Annotated in this window: 21 protein-coding genes; 12 read left to right on the top strand and 9 right to left on the bottom strand. The window is 39.6% G+C overall.

Features of this window, described 5'->3' with window-relative positions; all coding sequences use genetic code 11:
• The first annotated feature begins 65 nt into the window (after positions 1-65).
• From MKY84_RS01285 to MKY84_RS01270, 4 genes are read left to right on the top strand one after another with little or no spacing between them, the layout of a single operon-like run.
• Positions 66-545, top strand: a complete 480-nt coding sequence (locus tag MKY84_RS01285; protein WP_342527240.1) for a LytTR family DNA-binding domain-containing protein — start codon at positions 66-68, stop codon at positions 543-545.
• Positions 535-948 (top strand): DUF3021 domain-containing protein, encoded by a 414-nt coding sequence (locus MKY84_RS01280; RefSeq protein ID WP_342527238.1) that lies wholly within the window; start codon positions 535-537, stop codon positions 946-948. The genes MKY84_RS01285 and MKY84_RS01280 overlap by 11 nt, the downstream gene beginning before the upstream one ends.
• Positions 949-960: 12 nt before the next feature.
• Complete coding sequence (locus MKY84_RS01275; RefSeq protein WP_342527237.1) at positions 961-1,890, top strand: ABC transporter ATP-binding protein; 930 nt, start codon at positions 961-963, stop codon at positions 1,888-1,890.
• Positions 1,887-2,630, top strand: coding sequence for an ABC transporter permease (locus MKY84_RS01270; protein WP_342527235.1), 744 nt, complete (start codon positions 1,887-1,889; stop codon positions 2,628-2,630). Before MKY84_RS01275 ends, MKY84_RS01270 begins: the two co-directional genes overlap by 4 nt.
• 78 nt (positions 2,631-2,708) lie before the next feature.
• Here MKY84_RS01270 and MKY84_RS01265 read toward each other — a convergent pair whose 3' ends face one another.
• Positions 2,709-3,491: an SDR family NAD(P)-dependent oxidoreductase gene (locus MKY84_RS01265; protein WP_342527234.1), complete on the bottom strand. Its 783-nt coding sequence runs from the start codon at positions 3,489-3,491 to the stop codon at positions 2,709-2,711.
• A gap of 189 nt (positions 3,492-3,680) precedes the next feature.
• Between MKY84_RS01265 and MKY84_RS01260 the strand changes: the two genes are divergently transcribed.
• Positions 3,681-4,085: a GNAT family N-acetyltransferase gene (locus tag MKY84_RS01260; protein ID WP_342527232.1), complete on the top strand. Its 405-nt coding sequence runs from the start codon at positions 3,681-3,683 to the stop codon at positions 4,083-4,085.
• 183 nt (positions 4,086-4,268) lie between these two features.
• On the opposite strand, the gene MKY84_RS01255 is transcribed toward MKY84_RS01260, so the two are convergent.
• Positions 4,269-5,027, bottom strand: a complete 759-nt coding sequence (locus MKY84_RS01255) for an SDR family oxidoreductase (protein ID WP_342527231.1) — start codon at positions 5,025-5,027, stop codon at positions 4,269-4,271.
• Between the two features lie 158 nt (positions 5,028-5,185).
• On the opposite strand from MKY84_RS01255, the gene MKY84_RS01250 reads away from it, so the two are divergent.
• The 3 genes from MKY84_RS01250 to MKY84_RS01240 are packed head-to-tail and all read left to right on the top strand — an operon-like array spanning position 5,186 to position 7,167.
• On the top strand, positions 5,186-5,761 hold the full coding sequence (locus tag MKY84_RS01250) for a TetR-like C-terminal domain-containing protein (protein WP_342527229.1): 576 nt from the start codon (positions 5,186-5,188) through the stop codon (positions 5,759-5,761).
• Between the two features lie 48 nt (positions 5,762-5,809).
• Complete coding sequence (locus MKY84_RS01245; RefSeq protein ID WP_342527227.1) at positions 5,810-6,343, top strand: NUDIX domain-containing protein; 534 nt, start codon at positions 5,810-5,812, stop codon at positions 6,341-6,343.
• Positions 6,340-7,167, top strand: a complete 828-nt coding sequence (locus MKY84_RS01240; RefSeq protein WP_342527226.1) for a GNAT family N-acetyltransferase — start codon at positions 6,340-6,342, stop codon at positions 7,165-7,167. The genes MKY84_RS01245 and MKY84_RS01240 overlap by 4 nt, the downstream gene beginning before the upstream one ends.
• Before the next feature lie 44 nt (positions 7,168-7,211).
• On the opposite strand, the gene MKY84_RS01235 is transcribed toward MKY84_RS01240, so the two are convergent.
• The 5 genes from MKY84_RS01235 to MKY84_RS01215 form a co-directional block, all read right to left on the bottom strand.
• Positions 7,212-7,499, bottom strand: coding sequence for a hypothetical protein (locus MKY84_RS01235; RefSeq protein WP_342527225.1), 288 nt, complete (start codon positions 7,497-7,499; stop codon positions 7,212-7,214).
• Positions 7,500-7,799: 300 nt separating this feature from the next.
• Positions 7,800-8,042, bottom strand: coding sequence for a hypothetical protein (locus MKY84_RS01230; protein ID WP_342527223.1), 243 nt, complete (start codon positions 8,040-8,042; stop codon positions 7,800-7,802).
• Between the two features lie 187 nt (positions 8,043-8,229).
• The gene (locus MKY84_RS01225) at positions 8,230-8,574 is read right to left on the bottom strand and encodes a DUF2178 domain-containing protein (protein WP_342527221.1); all 345 of its coding nucleotides are present in this window, start codon (positions 8,572-8,574) and stop codon (positions 8,230-8,232) included.
• A complete protein-coding gene (locus MKY84_RS01220; protein ID WP_342527219.1) occupies positions 8,571-8,804 on the bottom strand; it encodes a helix-turn-helix transcriptional regulator in 234 nt (77 codons plus the stop codon). Before MKY84_RS01220 ends, MKY84_RS01225 begins: the two co-directional genes overlap by 4 nt.
• A gap of 122 nt (positions 8,805-8,926) precedes the next feature.
• On the bottom strand, positions 8,927-9,247 hold the full coding sequence (locus MKY84_RS01215) for a DUF3784 domain-containing protein (RefSeq protein ID WP_342527218.1): 321 nt from the start codon (positions 9,245-9,247) through the stop codon (positions 8,927-8,929).
• 454 nt (positions 9,248-9,701) lie between these two features.
• Between MKY84_RS01215 and MKY84_RS01210 the strand changes: the two genes are divergently transcribed.
• Genes MKY84_RS01210 through MKY84_RS01200 form a run of 3 tightly spaced genes read left to right on the top strand, consistent with a single transcriptional unit; the run spans position 9,702 to position 13,086 of the window.
• Entirely contained in the window at positions 9,702-11,834 is a 2,133-nt protein-coding gene (locus MKY84_RS01210; RefSeq protein WP_342527216.1) for an AAA family ATPase, read from the top strand.
• Positions 11,827-12,876, top strand: a complete 1,050-nt coding sequence (locus MKY84_RS01205; protein ID WP_342527215.1) for a 5-methylcytosine-specific restriction endonuclease system specificity protein McrC — start codon at positions 11,827-11,829, stop codon at positions 12,874-12,876. Before MKY84_RS01210 ends, MKY84_RS01205 begins: the two co-directional genes overlap by 8 nt.
• Positions 12,877-13,086 (top strand): hypothetical protein, encoded by a 210-nt coding sequence (locus MKY84_RS01200; RefSeq protein ID WP_342527214.1) that lies wholly within the window; start codon positions 12,877-12,879, stop codon positions 13,084-13,086. It begins immediately after the preceding gene.
• A 95-nt stretch (positions 13,087-13,181) separates the two neighbouring features.
• Here the strand turns inward: MKY84_RS01200 and MKY84_RS01195 are convergent, their stop codons facing one another.
• The gene (locus MKY84_RS01195) at positions 13,182-15,599 is read right to left on the bottom strand and encodes a DEAD/DEAH box helicase family protein (RefSeq protein WP_342527212.1); all 2,418 of its coding nucleotides are present in this window, start codon (positions 15,597-15,599) and stop codon (positions 13,182-13,184) included.
• Positions 15,592-15,918: a nucleoside triphosphate pyrophosphohydrolase gene (locus MKY84_RS01190; protein WP_342527210.1), complete on the bottom strand. Its 327-nt coding sequence runs from the start codon at positions 15,916-15,918 to the stop codon at positions 15,592-15,594. The genes MKY84_RS01195 and MKY84_RS01190 overlap by 8 nt, the downstream gene beginning before the upstream one ends.
• A 183-nt stretch (positions 15,919-16,101) precedes the next feature.
• Between MKY84_RS01190 and MKY84_RS01185 the strand changes: the two genes are divergently transcribed.
• Entirely contained in the window at positions 16,102-17,745 is a 1,644-nt protein-coding gene (locus tag MKY84_RS01185) for a DUF6119 family protein (RefSeq protein ID WP_342527209.1), read from the top strand.
• The last annotated feature ends 17 nt before the right edge of the window (positions 17,746-17,762 follow it).

Here is a 17,762-nt window from a genome sequence, read left to right as displayed (position 1 = left end):
TTGAACAAGGACTGGCGGCAACTTACATAACTTGACGTACACTAGGTAAAAGAAAGGGAGGCCCAATGAAAATTAAAATTGACATTGATCCTCAACATGAGGACACACCTGTGATTACTATTCAAGCAAGCGAATGGACACCTGAAGTGGAAGCTATCGTCCGCCACCTGAAAGAGCTAGAAAAAATGGATGCCACGCCGAAGCGCCTCGTTGCAACAGAGGGAGAACGTTCCATCATCTTGCAGCCACAAGACATTGATTTCGTCTATTCTGCCAACAGAAAAGTGTTTGCCCAAACCGCAACTGGCTCGTTAGAACTTAAGTTGAAACTGTATGAGCTAGAAGAGTTTTTAGGGAATTATGGGTTCATTCGATTCTCCAAGTCGGTAATTGGCAACATGGACCGTATTGATCGGTTTGAGCTATCGTTCAACGGCAATCTCTGCGTATTTTTCAAATCGGGCACTAAAGAATACGTCACTAGAAGTTATGTGCACCATCTACGCAATCAATTGGTCGAAGGGGGTGGAAGTCGTGGTGAGTAAACTTGTCATTCGAATCTTTGGGGGATTTGGTGTCGGTGCAGTTGTAACACTAGTCGCATTACTACTACTCAACGATGGTACTGAAGTAGTTCCTGCCCGTCTCATTGCTCTGAATCTCTTTGGCAGCATGTTGATAGGTGCCTATTTCAGTATTTCGGCTTTGCTATTCGAAATCGAGGATTGGAGTATGTTGAAGCAGACAATCGTTCATTACACAGCATCCATTATCGTATTGTTCCCTGTATTTACGTGGCTGACGGGATGGATCCCAGTGAACCCACAATCGCTTTGGATTGGTTGGTTGTTTTTCACAGGTACTTATATTCTCAACTGGTTCGGTTGGTACAGCTACTTTAAACAGCTTGAAAAACGGATGAATCAGTCCCTTCAAAAAAGAAAATAGGGAGGAACACAAATGATCCAACTACGTAATGTGAACAAATCCTATGGCAAACAAACAGCTTTGCAAAATGTAGATCTCACCATTCCAAAGGGAAGTTGCTTTGGTTTAGTAGGACCCAATGGTGCGGGGAAGTCAACACTGATGAAAATTTTGGTGGGCATTTTAGAAGACTATCAAGGGCAGGTCCTTATTAATGAAGTGCCTTTTCAACACAACTTGCAAGCTCTCAAACGGCGCATTGGGTACGTTCCACAAGACATTTGTTTAGAAGAAACATTAACGGCACGCGATAACCTTTTGTTATTTGGTCGGCTGTATAGAATGGAACGTTCACACTTAAACGAACGTATTCAACAGGTACTAGAGTTGATTAATTTGCAAGGACGTGAAAAGGCACTAGTTTCCACGTTTTCAGGAGGGATGAAGCGACGGTTGAACATCGGCTGTGCGCTTCTCCATGACCCCGATATTATCATTCTGGACGAACCGACTGTGGGTGTAGATCCTCAATCACGTCGAGCAATATTTGAGCTGATTCATGAGTTAAAAGGGACTGGGAAAACCATTATTTATTCCAGTCATTATATGGAGGAAGTAGAACAACTTTGCGACGCAATCGGATTTATTGATCATGGGAAGGTTGTGGAGCAGGGAGAAATGAGAGAAGTGCTGGCTCGTCATCGCAACTCTTCCATTTATTTAGAAGGTAAACAAGTGTCACGTGACCTATTGACGGCATTTGAAGGGGTTTCCGAGCATACAGCGGGCTATAGGATTGAAAGTTCTGAACCTATGCAGACACTTGAACGCTTAGCTCATCATCTGTCTGAAAGATCAATTGTGCCAGAACGTCTGGAACTAAGCCAAGCAAAGCTTGAAGACATCTTTATCAAATTGACTGGCTCGCCGTTGCGAGATACCGAAATGGAGGCCTTACGATGACGGCAATTGCACTCCTAGAGCTGAAAAAGAAAACGAAAGATAAGGGTTTATGGTTCTGGACATTCTTGCTACCCATTATCTTTATTGTAGGTTTTATCACATTGTTTGGTGAGAGCATGGGAGCAGACCCTGAGCAACTTGTCGTGCAGATAGTGCCTGGCTATACAGTGATGTTCTCCTTCTATATCATGATTTCAATCGTCATTGCCTTTATCAAAGATCGAGACAGCGGGATGGCTGCTCGTCTAGCGAGCACCCCCTTAAGTCGGCTAGAGTATTTTGCCGGGAAATGGTTGCCATTTATGGCCGTAGTGTTGCTGCAGATTGTAGTCTTGTTTGGATTTGGAGTCATGGCGTATGACTTACCACTGGGAGACCCGGTTGCCCTTGCAGCCCTATCGGTCGGACTTGCGCTTGTTGCCACAGGCTGTGGAATGGCGATGGCGGTCCTCGCCAAAACAGAAAACATGGGGATTGCCCTCACCCAAGTGATTGCACTTGGTGGCGCAATGCTCGGTGGACTTTGGATGCCCATCGAATTTATGCCGGAAGTGATGCAGAACATCGCGCAGTTCTTACCGCACTACTGGGCTCTCGAAGGATATAAAACTGTACTTCTTAATCAAGGTTCACTTCTAGACGTATGGCAGTCGCTTGCAGTCCTCGTCGGATTTGGAATTGCCTGTAGTACACTAGCTCTACTTGCCTATCCGCGTTACTTGAGGGAAGCGAAGAGTTAATAAAACTTAGACCCCTGGGGTTGTCTCATGACTAAGTAAGTATCCTTAGTGTTTGAGACAAATCCAGGGGTCATTTTTTTATAGAGCGTTTCCAGAACCACCATCAATGTTGACAGACGTGCCCGTAACATAAGAAGCAGCGTCTGAGACGAGGAACGTGATGACGTTAGAAGCTTCCTGAGTGTCACCGATTCGGCCGAGCGGGATGCCTTTACCGGTCTCATGCGAGAACTCATCCCATGTAAGGTCTGGGCGATTGTTTTGCCACATTTTTTCAATCTGGTCACTGCGGATCAAACCGATACACACAGCATTCACGCGAATATTGTGCTTGCCAAGATCTTTACTCATCGCCTGTGTCAGTGCAAGACCGGCTGAACGACTGACGGAAGAGGGGAGACTGTTTGCTGGCGGCGTCTTTGCTACGACTGCTGCCAAATTGACGATAGCCCCGCCTCCTTGTTCTTTCATGTGTGGGATTGCGTAACGGGAACAGTGGATGGTTCCACCAAGCTTAAGGTCCAAGTCATTCTGCCACGCTTCACCGTCGACATCTTCAAACGCCTTTGCCGCTGCAGTACCTGCGTTGTTAACTAAAATATGTAACTTCCCAAAGTGTGCGACTGCCTCGTCCACTGCACGTTTACACTCACTTTCTTGTGAGACATCCGCTGAAATAGTAAGTACCTCACGCCCTGTCTTCTCCTTAATTTCGTCCTTGGCTTTCTGCAAATGTTCTTCGCTACGTGCGACGATTGCGACATGCGCACCTTCAGCAGAAAGATCAAGAGCTGTCTGGAATCCAATACCTTTACTACCACCCGTAATGAGCGCCACTTTATCTGTCAGTCCTAAATTCATGATGAGCCTCCTTGAATTGTTTGATTACTTAGATAATAACATACTTATTTGAGGAATAGGGTCGACAAGGAATTGCTGTATGGTAACATAAGGAAAACAAACGATTTAAAAAGAAAGTAGGAGAAGTTATGTTGTTGTACAATTGATTCCCACTCGTTTTCAGAGGTCAATGAAAAGGAGAGAGAAACAATGAACTATTCTACAAATGTCGATGCACTAAAGCCCGAGCAGCTCGCGGAATTCTTTGAGGGATGGCCGAACCCGCCGAGCGCGGAAACACACGTGAAGCTCTTACAAAACAGTAGCCATGCCGTGATCGCAATCGAACCGGATACAGACCGCGTGGTTGGCTTCATCACAGCCGTAAGTGACGGCGTATTGTCTGCCTACATTCCATTTCTAGAAGTGACTCCATCTTATAAAGACCAAGGGATTGGAAAAGAACTAGTGAAGCGAATGTTTGCAGAACTGCGTCACCTCTATATGATTGATTTAGCTTGCGACGATGATTTAGTCGCGTATTATGAAAAGTTCGGTATGGTGCGAGGGAATAGTATGCACATCCGAAATTATGACCGACAAGCAGGAAAATAGGGAAGCAGAGCGCCGAATCTTTTAGGGTTCGGTGCTTTTTTGGTAGGAGTAGGACGAATTAGTTTCCATAATATGACTGAGGGCACAAACCTTAATTTGCTCAAAGTTCTTGCTAGCAAGAACTTTACAAACAAAAAACCAACCCCCAGAAAACCTCTGAAGGTTGGTGAAAGTGACTATAAATTAGTAAGCTGTCCAACCAGAATCTGCTGCAATGACTTGTCCGTTTACAAAGCTCGACTCGTCTGACCCTAAGAACACCGCAAGTTGCGCAATTTCTTCTGGTTTCCCCATGCGCGGATTGATAGCCATTCCCAGTTGTTGGCGACCCATTCCGTACTCGCTCAAGCTTGTCATCGAAGAACCGATATTAGTCTCGACGCCACCTGGAGCGATACCATTGCACCGAATGTTTTTATTCGCATACATAAACGCTGTATTTTTCGTTAGACCAACGACCGCATGTTTCGATGCCACATAAGCAGCCCCAGCACGTGCTCCATACAATCCGCCGACTGAACTATTGTTAATGATTACACCATGACCGCGTTCTAAGAAGTGGTTCACTGCTAGACGAGATGCCCGCATGACCGCTGTTGTATTGATTGCGAATACGCGGTCCCACCGTGCGTCTTCAATTTCCCCAACAGGTTCCATGCCATCCATGATGCCCGCGTTGTTCACGAGAATATCAAGATGCCCATAGTTCGCAACGGTTTCTTCGAACAATTTATCCAGATCTGCACTCTCTGCCACGTTCGTTTGAATCGAAAATGCTTCGCCACCGCTTTCTTGAATCGCTTTTGCTACTGCCTCAGCACCTTCACCATTCAAATCCGAGACTACAACTTTTGCTCCTTGTTTCGCATACGCTTCCGCAATCGCTTTCCCCATTCCGGAAGCAGCGCCTGTTACGATGGCCACTTTGTCTTGTAAACGCATGTGTGTGTCCTCCCCAGTCTTATTTTAAGATAATTATTGAACACCTGTTTAATAAAAAGTATACTAGGAACAATGAATTGCCACAATAATCAAAAAATAAGATTCTGTTTACTAATGAACAAAACGCATAAATGTGTCGAGGAGGAAGTGAACAAAAAATGAAAACGGATCTACGTGTTCTCAAAACAAAAGATGCTTTGCATGCAGGACTAGTTGCATTGTTAAAAACAAAGCCGCTCGAAAAAATTACCATCACAGAACTTTGCCAACAAGCCAAGATTAACCGCGGAACGTTTTATCTTCATTACCAAGAAATCAATGATGTGTTCGAGGAATACTTCCGGGAAATCACAGCGGACCTCGCAAAATCCTATGAAGAGCCGTACCGCCATGTATCTGTCGTGAAAACATCAGAATTGGATCCGTCCACTATCCGGATTTTCCATCACATTAAGAACTACGAGTCTTTTTACACGATTGTGTTTTCCAAGCGAGTTCCTCTTTTGTATTACTACTTGCTGTTTGATGAAGTTCGGAAGTTGTTTTTAAATGACCATGCGACTTCCTGGAATCATCCAGAGATTCAGCGAGATTTGTATTGTGCCTATCAAGCGAATGCGATCATCGGGATGATTTTGCACTGGTATCAACATGGTTTCGAAGCATCTGCCCAGGAAATGAACGAACAACTCGTGAAAATCATTAATTTACAACCAGCCAATTTAAATGACTAGTTGTTCCACGGGGAACTTGAGACCAGGTCATAGGGAAGGAATGCAACTATGAAAACTACTACTAAATTTGAAATTACGTTGGGAAATTCTATTCCGGCAAATGTAAAAGTGATTTCCCGCACCGGAGTTCGCGCAATCATCTGGAATGGTCAGAACTTACTTATGATGAAATCGAACCGCGGAGACTACAAGTTTCCTGGGGGAGGTGTGGAGGCAGGAGAGAGTGACAAGCAGGCACTTGCACGAGAGCTGATTGAAGAGACAGGATATACAGATTTCGTGATTCGGGAACTGGCAGGCCAGGCCGTACAAGCGCACCCCGACCGGATTCAAAAAGGCGCTTGGTATCACTTAAGGTCTCCGTATTACAATGTCCATTTGAACTCATGGGAACAACAGCCCGTAAAGTTAACAGAAAAGGAAATACGAGAAGGTTTTCATAGAGTATGGATCACGCCAGAAGCAGCGATTGAAGCGAACAAGGCGATTCCCATCGACCCGTTTAAGAATTTCTACATCGAACGTGAAAACAGCGTTTTGCAAGAACTAGTGAGATGGAAACAAGGAGGAAAGACACCATGAGGACGCTGGAAGAATTAAAAGCCATCAAGGCATTGCAAAAAGAAGTGGAAGCTCATGACAACCTTGAGATGAAACTGAACTGGGAGATGCTCGAAGATCGAGAATCCAATGAGTATGATTTTCTCCATTATGAAAACGACGAACTCGTAGCGTTTCTTGGGCTCTATGGTTTTGGGTCTACTGTAGAAGTCACAGGAATGGTAAAGCCGAACTCTCGTCGTGAGGGTCATTTTACACGCCTGTTTGATGAAGTGATGTCGACCGTATCGAAACTCGGATTCACAAAAATCTTAATGAATGCACCGGCTTCTTCTGAAGCAGCAAAAGCATTCTTACAAATGAAAGGAGCTATCTACTCGTTCACTGAACATCAAATGCAGTGGCAGCCAGTTGAATTACCGGAAGCAACAGGGTTTACACTGCGACCTGCGGAAGACAGAGATAGAGAACTTCGTGTGCAACTGGATATCAAAGCATTTGGACTGACACGGGAAGATTCACTCGCAACAGAAGGACGCATCACCGCGGAACCGGACACAGATTTGTGGATGATTGAGGTGGAAGGAGAACCGGTTGGGAAAGTGCGCGTGAAGCGAGAAGAAGACCAAGCGTGGATCTACGGGTTTGCAATTTTACCTGAACACCAAGGAAAAGGAATCGGCCGCAATGTCCTTCGCAGGGTTGTGAAAGACCAAAGTGAAGCAGGATACTCGGTCCATTTAGAGGTCGAAGCGACAAACGCGCATGCACTGCGCTTGTACGAGTCTGTTGGGTTCAAAGTCCACCATGCGCAGGAGTACTATACATACAGTTTGAATAGTTAAAAAAGGTGTGTACATAGCGTACGCACCTTTTTACTAACTTGATATTAAGTTCGTTTATAGACTCGCTCTAAAAAGATTGGCGTTATATTGAGCAAGATGGACGCTATCGTCAAAACCCAAAGCGCCCTCGACATGCCAGGCACTACATCTGCTAGTGCCGACCAATCCTCTGCTTGTACCCAGTTATTTAAATAACTATAATCCGCACAAAGTGTAAGTGCTGTAAACGAAAGAGCCAGCGCCATAGCGAGTTTGTAGTCTTTGCCTAGTGCATACAGGAAAAAATTAATGCCTGTCATTAATATGGCAATCATGCCAAATAGAATCCACATCTAAATGCCTCCAGTAAAATCCAATTTTAAATAGAGACAGGAATCGTTGGAAGCAGGTTCCCAAAGAGTAGCGCTGAAAATACGCACACGAACTTTCGCCAATAAAACTTCTTCTTCATTTCAAAGAAAAACCAAATTATCAATGCACTTACACGTAACAGGTCTTTTTATTACTAAGACTTCGGGTATCGTCTGGCTCATCTATTACATGCGACTCCGTAAAGAGGCTGACGTGATTGACAAGGCTTTAAATAATTAAAAAGAGAAGGCACCAACGCCTTCTCCCATGTATCTATTGAATTACGAGCCGGAGGAGTTGATTCCGCTTTGGTCAGGTTTTTTACCTTTACGAGCAACATCCTCTTTGCTCCATGTCACGTCGTCTGATGAATGGTTAGTGGAGTGGCTTGAAGAACTAATCTGACCGCCTTTTTCGTCAAGCTCATCGTTAATTATCTGATCAGGATTGTACGAAGTGTCTTCGCCAACTTTGCGTTCGGCTTCTTCACGACGGATTTTCTGATCACTCTTTCGATTTGCCATGTACGATTCCTCCAATCCCTTAATTTGTGGTACACCTTATACATTCCCTCTAAGTGATTCAAAAAACGTTGTACACGAAGATGATACAAGAATGTAACCTATGAAATACTTATCCATAGTTAAAGAAAATATCAAGACTATAAGGGTTATTCATGACAAGTCTACATATCCAACATGTTTTTTTTGATTACCCCGCAAACTCCCGCTTATATTGCATCGCCAAGTATACACCAGTAGTGATAAATGCCACCCCGTACTTGAGTACAAAGAAAATCGTCCACATTTCTTCTTTTGGCAGAATAAAATCTCCTAGAATTACCGCGCCTAGCAAGACGAACGTGCTCTTCAAATAAATTTGATTCGTCCGCTCATCAGGCTTCCCGATCCGGTAATAGTAAACCGTGATGAGCGCTGCTCCCAAAAGTAAAAGCCCTAAGCTCGCCATCAGTACCATATTAAAATTCGCATTCGATTGCTCGGCCCAGTCCATCAGCGGAGAAAAAACAAATGCCCCTACGTGATCTATCCTCATTTCTCATCCATCCCCTTTACATACGTAAAAATATCCCCGATTTCCACCTTGAAAAAATCAGCAATCCGGAAAGCCAAGAGCAGCGACGGCACATAATTGCCTTTTTCCATAACAAAAATCGTTTGCTTCGATACCCCAACAGCCTTCCCAAGCTCTGCCTGCGTCAGTTTGGCAAGAACCCGGTGTTCATAGACCTTATTGGCAATCGAATCGCCCATCTCATTTTTCATCTGCTTCACCTCTTACTTTCGATAATAAAGTAAACTTATCAAAAAGTAAAGTAAACTTTAATCCTTTATATTTCCAATTTATTTTACGATAAATAAAAATCCAGCTCGCAACTGAGCTGGATCTACTGCTGACGGAAACGATTCCCCGTATTTGAATACACAAGCGTAAAAACAAGTAGTCCTATCATCAGCGCAATACCCATCCATAGCAGAGCGGGAATTTCTAGCCATTCACTTAGAGAGAGCAGTACCAAACTGAAGCAGATCCCGTACAGTACTTTTCCCCTGAATTTGCATAACGCGACCTCATCATACTTCGCTTTTTCCTCTTTCGGCATCGTGTTGTAACCCGCAATCAGAAAAGCGCCTTTGCCTTGGGAGAGGTAGACGGCTAGGATGAGAAGGGGAATGATCACTAGAAGATTGATTAAGGCTCCGGACATTTTGGGGCTCCTTTCTATATTGAATGTATAATTTGTTTACGGAGTTTTTCGCTCATTGGTTTCAGTAATCATTTCAAGTCCAAGACCAAAAGCCAAACTTCTTTTAGAAGTTTAGCTTCTTCTTACTAAATCAAAGAATTCTAGCATCTTTATCCTGAATCAAGGCGAGCATAGCTCGCCGCAGATTCCATCCCAACTAGGGGACAGACAGCGACACCATTCTAGATTTGAATCAGACTCAATTTGAGGCTTTGCCGAAAAATTGTGGCTGGTTCAAATCTGCGGGAGAATTGTGGCGATGCCTGTCCCCTAATTACTTGACTATCGTTGTGCAGCCGAATAATTATTAGCAATACAGCACAAAATAAAGGATTTTTTTAAATTATTCTTGAATGTTTACCAAAGAGATGAAATGCAAAGTAATAACATTTAACTTCTTAAAGGAGAAATTTACATGAAAAATGATACATACCAATGGACTGAAATTTATAGTGAATTTGCCACTAAACTACTTCAATACAAAAATAATCGTGAGGAATTACTAAAGCTATTTAATCAACTATTTAAGAATTTATCATTAAAAAATCCATTTGTAGATCGAAGTAGTGGACTGGACGTACAGCTAGATGATGTGGATCCGTTTACTGTCTTCGGAACATTTAATAAAGGGATTTCAGATAATAATCGAATTTTGATTCTAAATGAAATAAAAAGGATTTTCGACTTGAAATCTGAAGTGCCAACAACTTTTAATGGCATTCCATTAATTAATAATATGGCGTCATGGTTTTTTGGCAATCAAAGAGATCGTAAACCAACAGATATTCAAAATCTTTGGGATTTCTTTGAACTTTCATTAGAACACGCAGATCAACCTGAGCAGCACACCAAACAAAAATTTATTGATTCTTTTTCCAAAATCATGAAACAATACAAAATCCGTTGGAATATTACTATGGGTTTATTTTGGGTAAGACCTTTCTTTTATGTTAGTCTAGATCAGAAAAATCGTAATTATTTTGCTAAGGAAGCAGACATTTTGGAAGCTATCTTTTATGATCATAATCCTTATCATTTACCTGATGGAAAAGCTTATTACGCTATAAGTGAGAGATTCCGAAGAGCGTTCAAAGATTACACAATTTCTCAAACTAACTTTCCTGATTTATCTTATAAAGCATGGTTATACTCTAATGAACAAGTAAATGAAGAAATAATAGAAATTGCAAACAATGAACCGCGAGAAACGCATTATTGGATATATTCAGCGGGACAGGGATCGCATAAATGGGAAGAGTTTTATGAAAAAGGAATTATGGCAGTCGGAAGATCGAAAATAGGTGACATAACCAACTATTCTACAAAGAGTGAGATTAAAGAAGCACTTAAGAATCATTATGATGAAAATCAGACTTATAAAAATGCAGGTCATGCTCTATGGCAGTTTGCTAATGAAGTGCAAAAGGGTGATGTTATCTTCGTCAAAAAAGGCATTAGTAGAATTATTGGAAGAGGTATTGTCAGCTCGGATTATTATTTTGACGATTCTTTAGCTGACTATCAAAATATTCGGAGAGTGGAATGGACAGATTATGGAATTTGGGAACATCCAGGAACAGCAGCTACAAAATTGTTAACGGATATTACAGATTATCCAGAGTATGTTGAGCAATTACAAAGTATATTCGATTCAGAGAGTGAAGATGAGATAGAACCTATGTTACCTCAATATGAGAAATATACTAAAGAGGATTTCTTAAATGAAGTTTTCATCAATGATCAAGCTTATAATCGCCTAGAAAATCTAGTTAATTTTAAGCAAAATCTTATTTTGCAAGGTGCCCCTGGAGTAGGTAAAACATTCGCTGCTAAGAGATTAGCTTATTCGTTAATGGGTGAAAAGGATACTACTCGTGTAAAAATGGTACAATTCCACCAAAGTTATAGTTATGAAGACTTTATAATGGGATACAAACCTACAGAAACAGGGTTTGAAATTCAATATGGACCTTTTTATACATTCTGTAAAGAGGCTGAGGAAGACAGTGATCGAGCTTATTTCTTTATCATTGATGAAATTAATCGAGGGAATTTAAGTAAAATTTTTGGCGAATTATTAATGCTAATTGAAGCGGATAAACGTGGTGAGAAGCTAAGGCTTTTATATAAAAATGAACTTTTTAATGTTCCTAAAAATGTACATATCATAGGTATGATGAACACTGCGGATAGAAGCTTAGCAATGATGGATTATGCTTTACGTAGAAGATTTGCGTTTATGGAACTAACGCCTGCATTTGATTCGATGGGATATCAAGAGTTTTTGTTGAACGCCAAATTACCTCAACTAAATACTCTTGTATCACTTATAAAGCAACTCAATGATCAAATTTCTGATGATGAAAGTCTAGGGCGTGGGTTTGTTATTGGACATAGCTACTTGTTCACTTCAAAGTCAGTAGATGTTACTTGGTTAGAAACGGTTATAGAGTATGAATTAATTCCTTTATTAGAAGAGTACTGGTTTGATTCTCCTGATAAAGTAGTAGAATGGTCTACAAAACTCCGGAGTGTTTTAAATGATTAAGATTGAAAATATTTATTACATGATTACCTATGCTTTTCGAACATTAGGACGCAAAGGCTATAAAAATATTCAACCTGAAAAATTTGAAACTATTCAATGCCTATTAGCGGAATTGTTGCATTTAGAAATGAGTCGACAAATAAAGTTAGGGTTAGCGAAAGATTATCAAGAAGTGACGGAAGCACTTATCATGCCAAGAGGTAAAATTAATCTCAGCGATTCAATCAAACAAAATAGTCATATTAAAAAGAAATTAATTTGTAATAGGGACGAGTATCTGGAGAATACGCTTATAAACAAAATTGTAAAATCTACTATTCGCTCACTACTCTTTTCAACACAAGTAGCAGAACCACAGAAACAGCATTTAAAAAAACTGCTTTTCTATTTCGATAATGTAAATGAAGTTAACTTAAAGTCAATCAAATGGTCTAGCCTAAGAGTTGCTAAGCACCATTCAAGTTACCGGGTTATACTAGCTATTTGTGAATTTGTAAGTAAGGGCTATTTATTAACAGAGAAAGAAGGTACAAATAAAGTATCAAGTACTCTAGATGATCAAGCTCTTCACACACTATACGAACGCTTTGTATTGGAATATTTCAAGAAACACCATCCTCAGGTTAAAGCAGCCTCTCCAACGATTGATTGGGATATTACTGCTGGGGAGAGTGCGATGCTACCGAGAATGAAGACAGATATCACATTAACCTGCAGAGGGGTTAGTCTAATTATTGATACAAAATTTTACAGTCAAACGATGCAGACACATAGTCTCTATGGGACTAAAACAATTCATTCAAATAATCTCTATCAATTGCATACTTATGTAACCAATAAAGCTGCGAGATTTCAAGGGACTGTAGAAGGAATGCTCTTGTATGCAAAAACTAATGAAGATATTGTTCCTAACCAAACATATTTTATAAGCGGCAAAAAAATTACAGTAACAACTTTGGACTTGAGTGGTGAATTTCATCTTATAAAAAAGAAGTTGGATGCGGTGGCAGGTGAACTATTAAATAGTGGGGGGATACTATAAATGGCAACTTATAAACAAATTCAACAGTTTGTAAAAAGTGAGTATGGTTACTCTGCTAAAAGCTGTTGGATTGCTCATTGTAAGGAAATCTATGGTTTAAATCCAAGTCAGTCTACTAGAAGGATTGATCCGAATTCTAGAAAATATCCGTGTCCTCAGGAGAAGCAATTACATATTAAAGCAGCATTTGAACATTTTAGTATGCTTTAAAACGGAGATATTATTCTAATCAAAGTGTTATTTATCTGCATAAATAAAAACAAGCTGTGCAAAGGATTTCTGCACAGCTTTATTTGTGATTAACTTTATTGTGATTTGCGTTCGAAATACCAATGCAACCGAAACTCACAAATCTGCTTAGTCCACTGAAATAAAATCTCTTGATCTTCAACTGCCACATCAAAATCAAACCAAAAATGTTTATCCTCGAATTTTACCATACCATCTTGTTTGCCACTCCAAAACTTCATCGGGTTATCTTCAATATGCTTGGCAATTTTCTTTTCATCAAAGCTTGAAAACTTGATTTGTTGAGCAGGAGTAAAGTCGATATCTCGTCGATATTTCTTCTCCCAAAGAAATCCGTAAAAGCATACCGCTACATCTTCAGCTAAGACTGGTTTAAACCATTCAGCTGGGCCTCGCTGCAGCATACAGTGAAGAAGAGTCATTTTATAACTCTTAGTCATACTAGTCTTTTCTACTTCAACCAACCAAGCTTGGTAGTCTCTCAAGATTCGCTCTTCATGAGTACTTAAATCGCCAGCTTCTTGTATTAAGTTAAAATAGGAACCAAATTCTCTTCTAATTGATAGAGTATCCAAAGGTGTTTGCAAATGAAATTCATGATAGGTTGGACGGCGACCGAGATCCGCTTTCAATTCATAGTAATGAGATAGCAGAACATCTTTTGGTTTTCTATATTTGCGAATCATATGTTGAACAAGGTCTACTACTTGCGTGTCTAGATGAATTTCACAATCCATAGGTAGTGCATCCGCAATGTTTGCAACACCCTTAGCAGTACTATCTTCCGGAGAAAAAACCCGCCACTTTAAATCTGCATTTCTATAGTTCCCAATCAAATCGATAATCACACAATGATCTTTTCCATCGCCAAGTCGCAAACCACGCCCAATTTGTTGGGTGAAGACAGCGAGAGATTCGGTAGGCCGAACAAATAGAAGTGTATCTACCTTTGGGATATCTACCCCTTCATTGAAAAGGTCCACAGTAAAGATAATTTCGAGCTCTCCATCGTTTAACTTTTGTCGCGCACTTTTCCGTATATCTGGGTCCGACTTGGCATCTAGACTAATCGCATGAATGCCTTGTTGTTTGAAGTAGTTTGCTAAGAACTGTGCTTGGCGAACGGAAGAACAGAACCCGATTGTACGCGTCTGCTTTTTTGATTGCCACTCTGAGAAAATCATTTCTGCCATCGACTCACGGAGCTGAACTCGAGCAAGATCTTCCTCCGCGTAGCCAGTTCCAACCCAACGTAATTGACTATAATCCGTATCGTCATAAACTCCAAAATACTTAAAAGGGGCCAGCCATTGTTTTTGAATGGCATCTAAGAAGTTAATTGTAATAGCGACATTCCCATCACAAATCCCGAATACATCACTATTGTCTAATCGGTGAGGTGTGGCAGTGATGCCTAATAAAAATCTAGGTTTGAAATGATTGATGATGCGCATATAACTTGGGGCTGTCGCGTGGTGGAACTCATCAACAACAATCAAATCAAATTCTTCGGACTGGAACTTAGCTAGATGGTGTTCTTGGCTAAGTGTTGCCACCGATGCAAATAAGAAATCTACGTCTATGTCTTTGTGTGTTGCGTTGTAAAGTCCGGTCTTCTTCGAATTATGAACATGTTGGAAAGAGTCACGTGCTTGATATAAAATTTCTTCTCTATGTGCGACGAAGAGAACACGTTTGAAACGTTCTGCGAAAAAAGCAGCAAGATACGTCTTGCCTAAACCCGTCGCCATAACGGCAAGAGCCTTATCGTACTCTTCCTCCATTGACTCCTCCAGAGCTTTCAACGCCAATTCCTGTGCTGGACGGGGAGTGACATCTGTTGAATAAATTTCGTTCGTTTCAATCAAGACAGGCTCATGATCTGTTCCGTCTGTTCCAAACATCACTTCAATCTCATCTTGCTTTGCCCAGAGAGAACTGAGTGGCATAGCCTTATTGTTTTCGTTGTACTTAGCTTCATATAAAAGAAGAGTTTCAGAATTCACAGGTAGAGTTTGAGGGTGATAAAACAGACGCATAAACTCAGTTGCAGCTTCTTCAAATAGTGGTTCTTCAAGTGGTGTTGGCACAGAAAGACTCCATTCAATTCCGTTTGTCAGCGCAGATTTTGAAAGGTTGGAAGATCCAACAATCAATGTATTCTCTGTAGTATTTCGGAACAAATACGCTTTTGGGTGAAAGGAAAGTCCATGGCTCTGATAAATGCGTACTTCTGCTTCTGGCACTGCATCAATTAACCGTCGCAAAGCTTCTGGCTGCGTAATAGATAAATAATCGCCCACTAAAAGTTTTATGTCTGCTCCACGCTTTGCGGCATCTACTAAACTAGGAAGTACCAGGTCCACACCCGACTTCATTGCAAATGCAGTAATCCAGTAGACAGTCGTAGCTTGTTCTAATTGCTGTTCCAAATTCGAGACTAGGTTTTGTGTGATGAACCGAATCTCAGTCATCATGCACCTCAATCAAATAAATCCCTTTATCAAATCCACCACGTTTTTCCTTCTTCTTAACGCGCACTTCTTCCAACTGTTCGTATGTTGCATTATGTAGGGGAAGAGCAGCATGAACCAACTCCAGAATATCTGCGAGTTCTTCTAGTGCATCATGGTTGTTTTGAGTTGCTTGATACTCCTGCACTTCTTCTGTCAGCTTCGCTTTAATCTCTTCTGCATGACGTTCTTTAGATAGCATCTCCATATCATAAGTCTTACCGTCTTTTTCGATGATTTCTAAGATGCGATCTCGGATGAGTTTGTTGTAGATTGGCATTGTATGTCCTCATTTCATAAATGGTTATTGCCTTCATTATACTAGTAGCATCTGTACATATTAAGATAATTCTGTAAATAAATGATGCTGTGTTGTTAGTATTTGGTTATAGTGGAGATATAGTGATAAAAAATGAAAGGTATCCTAATTCTTATCTATTTCTATTAATTATGGAGGTAACTTATGGAGGCAAATATATATAAATTAGACTGTTCATTAAAGGAAGCTAAAAAACTAATCTCCGATGCAGGATTAGAAAAATATGGAGTTCGTAAAACTGTTTCTTATGATAGGGATTGCGCAAATATAACCTCTAAAGCTAGTTGTGAATTTTATTATTTTGGAGATAAAGTTAACTCTAAAGATAATGTGACTTGGTTAAATCAATGGGAAAATTTTTTTAGGTATAGTATCAATACAGATACTATATACTCATTACACTTTGGGTGTATATTAATAAAAATTAATAAGACTATCTTCTTTATTTCATATGGTAGAGCTCATCATTTAGCTCAAAGTAATTCAGATTTAAACTTTGGTTTAGATATAGCAGAGAGAATTCTTGTGAAAGAAAGCATTACTAGTAAACAATCTTCATATATTAATAATGCAAAAAGTAGAGAATATATACAGTATAAAAATAAGGTTCTTCCAACACCGAACATTGGTGAAAGTAACAATCAAGTCATCAGTGATATATTTGTAACTTCGAAAAAAGAGAATATAAAAGATGACTTTTACCTAAATGAGTTTAAAAAAAATATTAAATTTGGTACTTCAGTAAAATTAGTAAACAGTAAAATCATCCCATTAACTTTAATTAAAATACTATTAGAATTAGAGTATATTCATAAAGAATTTGACCCTATTGTGTCTTTACCAAGAATGGTATTTGAGAAAAGTTTAGAGGTAAAAGTAGAGCTTGAGAAAAAACTAGTAAATTCTTTAGTGAAAAAAGAGTATAATTCTTTTACTTTATTAGAAATGATAAATAAAGGCGGTGAACTATTTGAGCCTTTTAAAGACGAAAAACTTTTTATACAAAGATCAAAGACACTCAATTCGGTTTTTTATAATCTTGAAGAAATTGTTAATAAGCTTAGTGAATTAGAAGATTTGGGTGATTTAAAAAATATTTATTTATCAAATGAGGATAAAACAATAAAATATCCAGTACTTGAACTATTGGATTACAGTACTATACATAATAAACAGCGGTATTGTCTTTTTGAAGGAAAATGGGCAAAGTTAAATAAATCATTTTTAGAACATGTCAAGGCACAAATCTTGATAGTAAATGAGATATCAAAATACGACTCGAAATTTAATTATAATAAGTCTGGAATTGAGAAAGTAATAAAACAACGTGAAAGAAAAATGGGTCCAGATAATATAAAATATGCTGAATATGTTTATAATCGCTACTTAGAAGCAAATTTTGATTATATTTTTTTAGATAGACTTAATGAACACGAAAAATATAAGAATGTTGAGTTTGCTGATTTATATGACAAAACTGAAAGAAAATTAATACATGTTAAACTAGGCGATCTCTCAAAATTTCGTACATGCGTATATCAATCAACTAATAGTGCTATGATTTATTCTACTGAAGAAGAATTGCTTAATGTTTATGGAATAAATTCTGTAAAGAAAATCGGGATGCTATTAGTAACTACTACAAAAAATTTGATTCAAGAAGATGGTAGTGTAAATTTCAACAATTCCAAATCTATTACATTCAAACTCGAGTTAGTAAACTGGTACCAAAAAGTTAGAGATTTAAACTATTCGCCTGAAATATTAATTGCGATTAAACAAAAGTAAAAAGAGAGTTTTGATAA

It is taken from the genome of Chryseomicrobium sp. FSL W7-1435 (genome assembly GCF_038595005.1).
In the GTDB taxonomy this organism is placed as follows: Bacteria; Bacillota; Bacilli; order Bacillales_A; family Planococcaceae; genus Chryseomicrobium.
Note: the sequence above shows the minus strand (reverse complement) of the source record. Positions and strands in the feature narration are given on the sequence as shown.